Source organism: Colidextribacter sp. OB.20, from assembly GCF_009911595.1.
In the GTDB taxonomy this organism is placed as follows: Bacteria; Bacillota; Clostridia; order Oscillospirales; family Oscillospiraceae; genus Lawsonibacter.
Genome location: NZ_QWKG01000024.1, coordinates 1 through 12,656, shown reverse-complemented (window position 1 = coordinate 12,656; position 12,656 = coordinate 1). Strand labels below are relative to the sequence as shown.

The window sequence follows — 12,656 nt, the reverse complement described above, 5'->3', positions numbered from 1 at the left end:
GTCGTAGTGAAATTTTGTGTCCGGACGGACAGGAAAAATCTTGACAGGGAGGCCGACTTATGAAAGACATTACTACTGTTGGAGAAATCCTGATTGACCTGACTCAGACCGGCGCCAACGAGGCGGGCGTCCCCCTCTTCGCGGCCAATCCCGGCGGAGCACCGGCCAATGTGGCCGTGGCGGCCTCCCGTCTGGGAGCCGCCGCCGCCTTCATCGGCAAGACAGGCCGGGACCAGTTCGGCGCCTATCTGCGCAAGGTTCTGGAGGAAAACCGGGTGGACTGCTCCGGCATGCGCACCGGGGCCCAGCCCACCACCATGGCCATTGTCTCGGTGGACCACACAGGGGAGCGCACCTTCAGCTTTGTCCGGGGGGCGGACTGCGAGCTCTCCCCCGACGAGATCAACGAGTCCGCCGTCTGCCGGAGCAAGTTCCTGCACTTCGGCTCGGTCAGCCTGACCCGGGGCATCGCCCGCAGCGGGACCATTTTCGCCGCCCGGGCCGCCCGTCAGGCGGGCGCGCTGGTGAGCTATGACCCCAACTACCGCCCGGCCCTGTGGCGCAGTGAGGCGGAGGCCTCCGAGTGGATGCGCGTCCCCCTGCCTCTGGTGGACATCATCAAGCTGTCGGAGGAGGAGCTGCCCCTGCTCACCGGCTCCGCCGGTCTGGAGGAGGGCAGCCGCCTGCTGGAGGAGCAGGGCGTCTCCCTGGTCCTTGTCACCCTGGGCGGCGCGGGCAGCTTCTGCCGCTGGAGGGGGGAGTGCTTCACCGTCCCGGGCGTCAGCGTCAAGGTGGCCGATACCAACGGCGCGGGAGACACCTTCCTGGGGGCCGTCCTCAGCCGCCTGAGCCTGCGGGGGGAGAAGCCCCTGGAGGGCCTGACCAGAGGGGAGCTGGAGAACATCCTGGACTTCGCCAACCGGGCCGCCGCCCTCACCTGCTCCCGCAGCGGCGCCATCCCCGCCATGCCCACTTTGGACGAGCTGTCCGTCAAGTAAGGAGGCGCGTGTCCGCCATGAAATATGCCAGAACAGAATTTGACCGCCGGCTCGCCCGGCACTTCGACGAGCTGAAATGGCTCTATATGGAGCTGTATCACGATGAGGAGGCCTTCGACTACTTCGGCAAAATGCTGAAAAGCTGCTGGGAGGGGCGGAAGAAGCCCCTCCGGGACCAGGACGCCCGGCGGGAGGCCGACCCCGACTGGTATCGCCGCAGGGAGCTGCTGGGCATGATGCTCTATGTAGACGCCTTCGCCGGCAGCCTGGAGGGCGTGAAGAAAAATCTGAAATACGTCAAGGAGTGCGGGGTAAACTACCTCCACCTCATGCCCCTGCTGGACACCCCTAAGGGCCGCAGCGACGGGGGCTACGCCGTCAGCGACTTCCGCTCCGTCCGGCCCGATCTGGGCAGCATGGAGGACCTGGAAAAGCTGGCCGACGCCTGCCGCCGGGCGGGAATCAGCCTGTGTCTTGACTTTGTGATGAACCACACCAGCGAGGACCACGACTGGGCCAGGAGAGCCCTGGCGGGGGAGCCGGGCTATCGGGAGCGGTATTTCTTTTATGACACCTGGGACATTCCCCGGGAATTTGAAAGGACCGTCCCCCAGGTGTTTCCCACCACCGCCCCGGGCAGCTTCACCCAGCTGGACAACGGCAAAATCGTCATGACCAATTTCTACCCCTATCAGTGGGACCTGAACTACGCCAACCCGGTGGTCTTTAACGACATGACGGAGAACCTCCTCTTCCTGGCCAACCGGGGAATCGACGTCATCCGACTGGACGCCATCCCCTACATATGGAAGGAGCTGGGCACTGACTGCCGCAACCTGCCTCAGGTTCACACCCTGGCCCGGATGCTGCGGATGGTCTGTGAGATTGTCTGCCCCAGCGTGCTGCTGCTGGGGGAGGTGGTGATGGAGCCGGCCAAGGTGGCCCCCTACTTCGGCACCACCGAGAAGCCCGAGTGCCACATGCTCTATAATGTGACCACCATGGCCACCACCTGGCACACTCTGGCCACCGGAGACGCCTCTCTGCTCAGGCGGCAGATGGAGGCCGTCTGCGCCCTGCCCAAGGAGTATGTGTTCCTCAACTACCTGCGCTGCCATGACGACATCGGCTGGGGACTGGACTACCCCTGGCTGGGCTGGCACTTCGGGACAAATGAGGTGGTCCACAAGCGCTACCTCAACAGCTGGTACACCGGCCGGTGGCCGGGGAGCGACGCCCGGGGCGAGCTGTACAACGACGACCCCCGGCTGGGGGACGCCCGGCTGTGCGGCACCACCGCCTCCCTGTGCGGGGTGGAGGCCGCCGAGTATGAGGGCGACCCTTTCAAGCTGGAGCGGGCGGTGGCCTGCGACCTGACCCTCCACGCCTGGATGCTGTCTCAGAGCGGCATCCCGGTGATCTACAGCGGGGACGAGGTGGGCCAGCTCAACGACTACACCTATCACAACGACCCGGATAAGCAGGCGGACAGCCGGTATCTCCACCGGGGGAAGTTCCAGTGGGGGCTGGCCGGGTTCCGGAGCGACCCGGAGACCTATCAGGGCAAGCTGTTTCAGGGCCTGCGCCGGCTGGAGAAGCTCCGGGCCGGCGAGCCCTGCTTCGACGGGGACGCCAACGTCCAGGTGGAGGACAGCGGAGACCGGCGGGTGCTGGCCCTGTGCCGCCGGACGGGGGACCGGGAGCTGGTCTGCCTGTTCAACTTCAGCCCGGACTTTGTCCGGGCCGGGGTGGACCGGACAGGGAGCTATACCGAGCTGATGTATGAGACCCGCTATGACGATATCCGCTCCATCGAGCTGTGGCCCAATGGCTTTGCCTGGCTGCTGAGAGACCCGGCCTGAGGCTCACCCGGTTAACAATGCAGAACGCGTGCCCCGGAGGAAAACTCCGAGGCACGCGTTTTATGTTGTGTCCGGTCAGGGCGTCTCGAAAATGACGGGCCGGCCCTGACAGCTCACCCGGCCGAATTTCACCTCCACGCTCCCCTCCCCGGCCAGGTTGGGGTAGGTCCCGTCGGGGGCCTCCACCTCCACCAGGGCGGAGCTCCCCTGCACGCTGAAAATGCCTGTCAGCCGTTTCTCCCCGCTCCGGTAGCAGGCCAGGAGGACCTCGCCGGGCAGGGCCTGGACCTGATAGCTTCCGCCGGCAATCAGGGGGCGGCGCTTCAGCTCCCGAAGCCGGCGCAGCTGCGCCGTCCGGTCGGGCCCGGAGGTCCAGTCCACAGGGTCCTTCTCAAAGAGCTGGGGCACATGGGTGCAGCTCACCTCCTGGCCGGCGTAGAGCAGGGTCATCCCCTTCTGGAAGTATAGGAAGGCGGTCCAGTTCTCCAGGGCGGCCTCGTTGGGGAGGATGGCCGCGGCCCGAAGCCGGTCGTGGTTCTCCAGAAAGCGGAGCTTTACATAGTTGTCCGGGTAGATGGCCTCCTGCCGGGTAAGGGCCTCGGCGTACCGGCTCAGGGGGAGCTTTCCCTCCAGGCAGGCCTGGAAGGCGGGGTAGGTGTCGTACTCATAGCTGACGTCAAAGGCCTGGAAGATCTCCCCGTCAGACAGCGCGGCGATGCCCTGCTCCCGGGCCGCCCGCACAAACTCGTGCTCCACCGACTCGGCCAGCCAGATGCAGCCGGGTCGGACCGTCTCCACCTCCTCCCGGGCCCGGAGCCAGAACTCCAGGGGCACCAGGGGGGCCACGTCGCACCGGAAGCCGTCCACCATGGAGGCCCAGAACCTCAGTGTCTCGATCTGATAGTCCCACAGCGGCAGGTTGGCGTAGTCCAGGTCCACAATGTCGGTCCAGTCGCCCACATGATTGCCGAAGCTGCCGTCCGGCCTGTGATAGAACCACTCCGGATGGTGCTCCGCCAGCCAGGAGTCGGGGGAGGTGTGGTTATACACCACGTCGATGATACACTTCATGCTCAGGCGGTGGATATCCTCCATCAGGTGCTTGAAGTCCTCCAGGGTGCCGTAGTCCGGGTTCACCGCCCGGTAGTCGGAGATGGCGTAGGGACTGCCCACCGTTCCCTTGCGGGCCTTGGCCCCGATGGGGTGGATGGGCATCAGCCAGATAATGTCCGTTCCCAGAGCCTTGATCCGCTCCAGGTCCCGGCGGAGGGCCTCGAAGGTGCCCTCCTGGCTGTGGTTGCGGACAAATACTGAGTACATAACCTGACTGCGGTAGTCTTTGGGTGTGTTCTTTGCCATAGGCTCACCTCATTTTTTGGTTTTGGGCAGGCGCTGATACACCCGCATCTCCCGATACAGCCGCCGGGACAGCTTCTCGTCAAAGGCGCCGGGCAGGGTCCGCCACTGCCAGTTTCCCCCCAGGGTAGAGGGGGTGTTGATCCGGGCCTCGCTGCCCAGGCCGAGAATGTCCTGGAACTGCATCACCGCCAGATCAGCGGGGGAGGCCCAGGCGGCGCGCATCATCCCCCAATGGTAGCCCTCCCGCCGGCTCAGGCGCAGGTAGGCTTTGGCGTAGGCCGCGTCCTCCTTCAGGGCGGAGGCCATCCAGCCCTGAACGGTGTCGTTGTCGTGGGTGCCGGTATACACCACGCAGTGGGTGGGGTAGCTGTGGGGCAGGTAGCCGCTGTCCGGGTCCCGGCTGTCGAAGGCCAGCTCCAGCACCTTCATCCCCGGGTAGCCCGAGTCCCGAAGGAGCTTCTTTACCGAGGGGGTGAGAAAGCCCAGGTCCTCGGCGATGATGTCCTTTCTGCCCAGAGCCTTCCTCACCGCCTGAAAGAAGGCGATGCCAGGGCCGGACCGCCAGCGGCCGTTCCGGGCGGTGCTTTCCCCGTAGGGAACGGCGAAATACTCGTCGAAGCCCCGGAAGTGGTCGATGCGCAGGGTGTCATAGAGCCGGAACTGAAAGGCGATCCGCCCCAGCCACCAGGCGTAGCCCTCCTCCCTCATCCCCTCCCAGTTGAAGAGAGGATTGCCCCACAGCTGGCCGCCGGCGGCAAAGCCGTCGGGGGGGCAGCCCGCCACCTCGGTGGGCCGGCCCTCCCCGTCCAGCTGGAACTGGGACCGGCCGGCCCAGACGTCGGCGCTGTCCAGAGCCACGTAGATGGGCAGGTCTCCGATAATGGAAATCCCCTTTTTGTTGGCGTATTCCTTCAGCCTCCACCACTGGGAGAAGAAGAGGTACTGCACCCCCTTCCAGAAGGAGATCTCCCCGGCCAGCTCTGTCCGGGCCCTGTCCAGGGCCTCGGGCCGGCGCAGGCGCAGCTCCTCCGGCCACTCCAGCCAGGAGCTTCCGCCGTATCTGTCCTTCAGGGCCATAAACAGGGCGTAGTCCTCCAGCCAGCCCTCCTGCTCCCGGCAGAAGGCGGCGAGCTCGGGCCGGTTCTGGGCCAGCAGCCGGGCGCAGGCCCCGCGCAGCACGGGGTAGCGGTTGGCATACAGCAACCCGTAGTCAACCTGCGCCGGGTCCTCTCCCCAGCTCAGGCCCTCATACTCCGGCCCCTCCAGCAGCCCCTCCTCCGCCAGGAGGTCCAGGTCAATGAAGTAGGGGTTGCCGGCGAAGGAGGAGAAGGACTGATAGGGGGAGTCGCCATAGCTGGTGGGGCCCAGAGGCAGCACCTGCCAGCAGCTCTGTCCCCCCGCCGCCAGAAAGTCCACAAATTTCCGGGCCTCCGCCCCCAGGGTCCCGATGCCATAGGAGGAGGGGAGGGAGGAGACGGGCAATAAAATTCCTGCTTTTCTCAAGGGCTTCACCTGTTTCGTCATAGGTTAAGGGCCACCGGCGGGCGGCCCTTTTCTTATCTGAGCGGAGCGGCGCTCTCCCCCTGGATCAGGTGGAAGGGAACCAGCTCATGGACCGGGGGGCTGCGGCGCTGGATGCTCCGCAGAAGGGTATCCACCCCCCGCTCGGCCAGCTTCTGGGTGTCCTGACGGACGGTGGTCAGCCGGGGCAGGGAGTACTGGCCGGTGACAATGCCGTCGTAGCCCACCACGGAGATGTCCTCGGGCACCCGCTTTCCCATGTCGTTGAGCGCCCGGATGGCCCCCAGGGCCATCACGTCGCTGACGGCGAAAATCGCGGTCAGCTCGGGACACCGCTCCAGCAGCACCCTGGTGGCGGCGTAGGCCTCTGGCATGGAGTAGCGGCAGGGCTCACACTGGCGGTCCACATCGAAGGGGATGCCCAGACGGGCGCAGGCATCCCGGCAGCCGGTGAGACGCCGGCGGCTGATCTGGGTGCAGGACCAGTTTCCCCCCAGCAGGCCGATGTGCCGGTGGCCCTGGCCGGCCAGCAGCTCCACCACCCGCTCCGCCGCCTCGCTGTCGTCGGTGGTGAAGGAGGACAGGTTGTGGAAGCCCAGCTCCCGGGCGGTGTTGGTGAGCAGGACGCAGGGCACCGTGATGGGGGAGAAGCCCTCCTGAAACAGCTCCAGGTCGCCCCCCAGGAAGAGGATGCCCAGCGGCCTGCGCTCCCGGCACAGCTGGCAGGCGTAGGCCACCTCGTTGGCGTCCTCGTCCAGGTAGTAGACGGCGGCATCCTGCCCGGCGTCCCGGAGAAGGGACTGGAGCATCTCCACCAGCTCGGCAAACAGGAAATTCATGGTGCCCTTAACCAGGATGGCGATGCTGGTGCTGGCCTGCTGCTTCAGGTGCTTGGCGTTGTTGTTGGGCTGAAAGCCCTGCTCCTCCACCACGGCCATGACCCTGCGGCGGGTCTCGTCGCTGACGTCCGGGTGGTCGTTGAGCACCCGGGACACGGTGGCCACGCCACATCCGGACAGCCGGGCAATATCCTTGATGGTCACCTTGTATCCCTCTTTTCTTTCAAACGGAACGATTTTAGCACATTTCAGGCCGGGACACAAGCCTTATCCCTTCACCGCGCCGGCGGCCACGCCCTTGATGATGTGCTTCTGGCAGGCGAGGTAGAACACCACGATGGGGATGATAGCCATGACCAGAGAGGCCATAATGGCGCCCATATCCACCCGGCCATAGGAGCCCTGCATCCGCTGGATGGTGATGGGGATGGTGCTGAACTTGTTCAGGTCCAGGGTCAGGTAGGGGAGGAGGAAGTCGTTCCAGATCCACATGGTCTCCAGAATGCCCACAGAGATATAGGTGGGCTTCATGATGGGCAGCACCACCGAGAAGAAGGTGCGCAGCGGGGAACAGCCGTCAATCATGGCGGCCTCCTCAATCTCGATGGGGATGGACTTGACGAAGCCGCAGAACATGAACACCGCCAGCCCCGCGCCAAAGCCCAGATAGATGATAATCAGGCCCCAGGGGGTGCCCAGCTTCAGCCGGTCGGTGACCAGCGAGAGGGTGAACATGACCATCTGGAAGGGGACCACCATGGAGAACACGCACAGCAGGTAGAGGAACTTGGTGGCCCTGTTGTTTACCCGGGTAATAAACCAGGCGAACATGGAGGTGCACACCAGGATGACCACCACGGACCCCACCGTCATCACCAGGTTCCACACAACGGCCATCAGGAAGTCGTAGTTCTCAATGGCGTTGGTAAAATTCTCAAGCCCGATGAAGTTTTTCTCAGTGGGCAGCTTGAAGGGCTCCAGGTTGATAAAGGCCTTTTTCTTAAAGGAGTTAATCAGCACAATAAACAGGGGAGCCAGGTAGAGGATGGACACAAGGGAGAAGAGAATGGTGGCGAAGATACCGCCCTTTCCACGGCGTTTCATTACTGCTGCACCTCCTTGGAGCGAGTCATTTTCAGCTGGATGAGCCCCAGGCCCACCACCAGGATAAAGAAGAGCACGGCCTTGGCCTGACCCACGCCCTGATAGCCTACCCGGCCATAGAACGTGTTGAAGATGTTCAGCGCCAGCATCTCGGTCTGCTTCATGGGCTCGCCGGCGGTGAGGGAGAGGTTCTGGTCGAAGAGCTTGAAGCCGTTGGTCAGGGTGAGGAAGGTGCAGATGGTGATGGAGGGCATCATATTGGGAATGGTGACGTTCCACAGCCTCTGCCAGCCGTTGGCCCCGTCGATCTCGGCGGCCTCGTTCAGGTCGCCGGGGATGGACTGGAGGCCGGCGATATAGATAATCATCATATAGCCGATCTGCTGCCAGCAGATGACCACCACCAGACCCCAGAAGCCGTATTTGGCGGAAATCTTCAGGGCCAGGTCGTACCGGGCCAGAATGCCGTTGAAAATCAGCTGCCACACATAGCCCAGCACAATGCCGCCGATAAGGTTGGGCATGAAGAACACGGTGCGGAAGAGGTTGGTGCCCTTGATCTCCCGGGTGAGCACCATAGCCACGGCGAAGGCGATCACGTTGATGAGCACCAGAGTGACCACAGTGAACAGGGCGGTGAAGCCGAAGGCGTGGACAAAATCCGTGTCCTGGAAGGCCCGGATATAGTTGTCGATGCCGTTGGGCTTGGCGTCGATGACGGTGCGGAAGTCGCAGAAGGACAGGTAGATTCCCATAAGGAAGGGCACGATAAAGCCGATGATGAAGGCGGCGAAGGTGGGGCCCAGAAAGATGGGAAAGTACCGTTTAATGGTTTTTTCCATGGCGGAAACGGGACCTCCTTTTACAAAATTCACAGCGCTGGCGGAACGGGGCGGGTTCCGTATTGGCTCCGGCGGGGGAGCGAATACGGCACCCGCTCCGCTGGAAGGGTCAAAAAGGGGGTGGACGGGCTGTCCCGCCCACCCCGGAGCATGCTTCAGAGCTTCTGACTTACTTGGACTTCTCCGCGGCCCAGTTGTCCACGAAGGCGGCCCGCACGGTCTCCCAGTTGGCGTCGGTCTGATCGGCGGCGTAAGCGGTCAGGGCGGAGCCCAGAACGTTCTTCCACTCCTCGGAGGGCATGGTGGGGAAGCACCACTTGACGCTGGTGGTCCCGTTGGCCACGTAGTCGTTGGCGATGTTCACCAGCAGGTTGCTGGACTCCAGGTTGCCCTTGAAGGGGACCACGAAGCCCATGTGGTCGCCGGAGCACATATACTCCAGGCCGGTCTCGGAGGTGACGCACCAATACATGAAGTCCAGGGTGGCCTGGATGTCCTCGGGCTTGGCGTTCTTGTTCACACACCAGTAGTTCTCGGTGCCGGTGCAAAGGCCCTGGTTGGCCTCGTCGCCCACGCCGATATAGATGGGCAGCATGCCCAGGTTCTCCTCGCCCACGTCGGCCACGTCGCCGTAAGCCCAGGTGCCGTTCTGGTAGAAGACGGCCTGCTCGGTGACGAACTCGGCCACGGAGTCATCGCCGGTCTTGGCGGACAGCAGGGTGGGGGCGCAGGTGCAGTTGTTGATATACAGGTCCCACATGGCCCGGTAGTTGTCCAGATAGGTGCCCTTGATGGCGTCGGTGTCGCCAATGCCGTCGGCCTCATACTCAAAATAGATGGGCAGGTTGGCCAGATGGGTCTTGAAGCGCCAGTCAGAGGAGCCGTCCATACCGGCGGAGGTGAAGGCGGAGAAGCCCAGCTCGTCCTTGCGGGCGGTGATGTCCTCGGCCACCTTCTTCAGGTCGGCGAAGGACTTGATGTCGTCCAGGCTGTAGCCGGCCTCGCCCAGCAGCTTGGTGTTGACAATGATGCCGTAGGTCTCGATGACGTAGGCGATGCCAGACATGGCGCTGCCGTCCATCAGGGCGAAGTCGTCGCTGGACAGCTCGCCGGCAATCTTGGAGCCGGACAGATCATAGCAGTAGTCCTTCCAGTTGGCCAGACCCACGGGGCCGTTGACCTGGAACAGGGTGGGGGCATCGGTCTTGGCGATCTCGCTCATCAGGGTGGTCTCGTACTGGCCGGAGGCGGCGGTCTGGACCTTGACCTCTACGCCGGTCTCCTGGGTATAGAGCTTGGCCAGCTCCTGCCAGTCGCCGTCCTGCTCGGGCTTGAAGTTCAGGTAGTAGACAGAGCCGGCGGCGCCGCTGGTGCCGTCATTTCCGGCGGGGGCGCCGCTGGTGCTGCCGCCGCCGTTGGCGTTGCTGCCGGAGGGGGCCTTTTCACCGCCGCAGCCGGCCAGCAGAGACAGCGCCATAGCCGCGCTGAGGGCCAGGGCCAGGATCTTCTTGCTTTTACTCATTTCATTATCCTCCTAAATAAAAATTTCTTCTGGGTTGACAGCCTTCCGGAAACGCTATCGGAACTGTTACCGGAACCGTTTCCGCTCGGGCCAACCTTATGATATCAACAATTCTCCAAAGATGCAAGGGAAATTTGTCCAGCCAGCAAAAAATCGGTAGATTGCCAAAAAACTCCACGCATTTTTTGGAGAATATACCTAAGCTCGAGCCTTCAGGGCGGCCCGCCGCCATCCCGGCTCCGGCCGTTCCTGGCATAAGTATCCCACTATTTTATCATCAGAAAACAGGTATTTGAACTTAATTCCCTTCTGTGATATGATGTTACCGAATTTTCAGCGCTCCTCCCTGCCCACCGCAGTCTTTGGCGCCTGCTTCCGGCGGTGTCAGAGCTTTTTCGGCAGGCGGGCCAGGAAAAATGAGGTGATCTTATGAGCGATACCCTGACCGCCATCTCCCCCAGCGACATCCGGGCACAGAGGCAGGTGGACGCCCTGCTGGAGCAGGAGGGCATTCGCCGGGACGGCAATCTGGACTACACCTGCGGCCTCTTCGACGAGGACTGGAGGCTGGCGGCCACCGGCAGCTGCTTTCAGAACACCATCCGCTGTCTGGCGGTGGACCGCTCCCGTCAGGGGGAGGGGCTGCTCAACCAGGTGGTCAGCCATCTGATGGAGGTCCAGGCCCAGCGGGGAAACGCCCACCTGTTCCTGTACACCAAGCCCCAAAGCGCCATATTCTTCGGCGACCTGGGCTTTTACGAGATCGCCCGGGTGGAGGACAGCCTGGTCTTTATGGAGAACCGCCGTCAGGGCTTTCAGGACTACTGCGCCGCCCTGGAGCAGACCCGGCGGGAGGGCCGGTCCGCCGCCGTGGTGATGAACGCCAACCCCTTCACCCTGGGCCACCTCCATCTGGTGGAAAAGGCGGCGGCGGAGAACGACGCCGTCCACCTCTTTGTCCTCAGCGAGGAGGCGGGGCCCATCCCCTTTGCCGTCCGGCGCAGGCTGGTCCGGGAGGGAACCGCCCACCTGCCCAACATCATCTGCCACGACTCGGGGCCCTATATCATCAGCGGGGCCACCTTCCCCAGCTACTTCCTCAAGGACGAGGACACTGTCATCCGGGCCCACGCCGCACTGGACCTGGCCGTCTTTGGAAAAATCGCCCCCTGCCTGAGCATTACCAGCCGCTATGTGGGGGAGGAGCGGGCCAGCCATGTCACCGCCCTGTACAACCGGGAGATGGCCCGCCGTCTGCCCGAGCTGGGCATCCAGTGCCAAATCGTCCCCCGGCTGGCACACGGCGGCGCGCCGGTAAGCGCCAGCACCGTCCGTCAGGCCATTCACGACGGGCGGCTGGAGGACATCCGCCCGCTGGTGCCGGAGACCACCTGGCGCTGCTTCAATTCCCCGGAGGCCGGGCCGGTTATCGCCGCCATCCGGAACGAACCCGACGTCATTCACTACTGAAGGAGGGAGCCTATGGACCGAGAGGTCACGCTGATCCAGGTGCTGGAGGCCCGGGAGGCCCGGGTGCGCCGGCAGGACGCCCTGCTGGAAAAGCACGGTCTGCCGGTGGTCTCCTTCACTCTGAACATCGCCGGGCCGGTGAAGGACTCCCCCCTCATCCGCCGGGCCTTCCGGACGGGGCAGGAGCAGCTGTCGGCTGGCCTGCGGGCCGCCGGACTGCCCGCGCTGGAGCGTCTGGAGCAGCTGACCCCCGCCGGCTGTGAGGCCCTGTACGCGGTGGACGGCCCGGCCCGGGCGGTGAAGGAGGCCTGCGTCTCCATTGAGGACGGCTCCCCCCTGGGCCGGCTCTTTGATATGGACGTCCTCGCCCCCGACGGCCGCAAGCTGGACCGGGAGGAGGTGGGCGGCGGTCCCCGGAGCTGCATCCTCTGCGGCAGGCCGGGGAAGGGCTGCGCCTCCCGGCGGGTCCACCCGGTGGAGGAGCTCCAGTCGGCCACGCGCCGCATCATGGAGGAATATTTCTCCTCCGCCGACCGGGAGCGGGCCGCCGCCCTGGTGACCCGGGCCCTGCTGGACGAGGTGTGCGTCACCCCCAAGCCCGGCCTGGTGGACCGGGCCGGCAGCGGCAGCCACCGGGACATGGACATCTTCACCTTTACCGCCAGCGCCGCCGCCCTGGCCCCCTACTGGAGCCGGTGCGTCCAAATCGGCCAGGATACGGCCGGACGCCCCCCGGCGGACACCTTCCAGGCCCTGCGGCAGGCGGGCCGCGGGGCGGAGCGGACCATGTTCGCCGCCACAGCCGGGGTGAACACCCACAAGGGGGCCGTTTTTACCCTGGGGACTATCTGTGGGGCGGTGGGCCGGCTGTGGAGTCCCGCAGCCCCCTGCCGGGACCCGGAAACTATTCTGGCCGAGTGCGGGGCCATGGCCTCCGCCGCTGTGGAGGCCGACTTCGCCGCCCTGAAGGAGGCCCCTCCCCGCACGGCGGGCCAGCGGCTCTATCTGGAGCGGGGGCTCACCGGCACCCGGGGCGAGGCCGCCCGGGGCTTCCCCGGCATATCTCAAGCTGCCCTCCCCGCCCTGGAGCGGGCGCTGGGGGCCGGGCTGAGCCTCAACGACGCCGGGGCCGTCACGCT

The 12,656-nt window shown here is 64.5% G+C and carries 10 protein-coding genes; 4 read left to right on the top strand and 6 right to left on the bottom strand.

Annotated features, from left to right (window positions below; all coding sequences use genetic code 11):
• Positions 1-59 precede the first annotated feature (59 nt).
• Positions 60-998, top strand: coding sequence for a carbohydrate kinase (locus tag D1641_RS07680; protein WP_160664336.1), 939 nt, complete (start codon positions 60-62; stop codon positions 996-998).
• Between the two features lie 17 nt (positions 999-1,015).
• On the top strand, positions 1,016-2,860 hold the full coding sequence (locus D1641_RS07675) for an amylosucrase (protein ID WP_160664334.1): 1,845 nt from the start codon (positions 1,016-1,018) through the stop codon (positions 2,858-2,860).
• Between the two features lie 75 nt (positions 2,861-2,935).
• Here the strand turns inward: D1641_RS07675 and D1641_RS07670 are convergent, their stop codons facing one another.
• The 6 genes from D1641_RS07670 to D1641_RS07645 form a co-directional block, all read right to left on the bottom strand.
• Complete coding sequence (locus D1641_RS07670) at positions 2,936-4,219, bottom strand: alpha-amylase family glycosyl hydrolase (RefSeq protein WP_160664332.1); 1,284 nt, start codon at positions 4,217-4,219, stop codon at positions 2,936-2,938.
• A 9-nt stretch (positions 4,220-4,228) separates the two neighbouring features.
• A complete protein-coding gene (gene malQ, locus D1641_RS07665; protein ID WP_243149316.1) occupies positions 4,229-5,743 on the bottom strand; it encodes a 4-alpha-glucanotransferase in 1,515 nt (504 codons plus the stop codon).
• 32 nt (positions 5,744-5,775) lie between these two features.
• Positions 5,776-6,783, bottom strand: a complete 1,008-nt coding sequence (locus D1641_RS07660; RefSeq protein ID WP_160664330.1) for a LacI family DNA-binding transcriptional regulator — start codon at positions 6,781-6,783, stop codon at positions 5,776-5,778.
• A gap of 63 nt (positions 6,784-6,846) precedes the next feature.
• Positions 6,847-7,683, bottom strand: coding sequence for a carbohydrate ABC transporter permease (locus D1641_RS07655; protein ID WP_160664327.1), 837 nt, complete (start codon positions 7,681-7,683; stop codon positions 6,847-6,849).
• Positions 7,683-8,525, bottom strand: coding sequence for a sugar ABC transporter permease (locus D1641_RS07650; protein ID WP_160664325.1), 843 nt, complete (start codon positions 8,523-8,525; stop codon positions 7,683-7,685). The genes D1641_RS07655 and D1641_RS07650 overlap by 1 nt, the downstream gene beginning before the upstream one ends.
• A 169-nt stretch (positions 8,526-8,694) precedes the next feature.
• Positions 8,695-10,047 carry an ABC transporter substrate-binding protein gene (locus D1641_RS07645; RefSeq protein WP_160664323.1) on the bottom strand — a complete coding sequence of 451 codons (1,353 nt, stop codon included), beginning with the start codon at positions 10,045-10,047 and terminating at the stop codon, positions 8,695-8,697.
• A 429-nt stretch (positions 10,048-10,476) separates the two neighbouring features.
• On the opposite strand from D1641_RS07645, the gene citC reads away from it, so the two are divergent.
• Entirely contained in the window at positions 10,477-11,517 is a 1,041-nt protein-coding gene (citC, locus tag D1641_RS07640) for a [citrate (pro-3S)-lyase] ligase (RefSeq protein WP_160664321.1), read from the top strand.
• Between the two features lie 12 nt (positions 11,518-11,529).
• A partial coding sequence (gene citX / locus D1641_RS07635) for a citrate lyase holo-[acyl-carrier protein] synthase (protein ID WP_160664319.1) occupies positions 11,530-12,656 on the top strand: 1,127 nt, incomplete at its 3' end.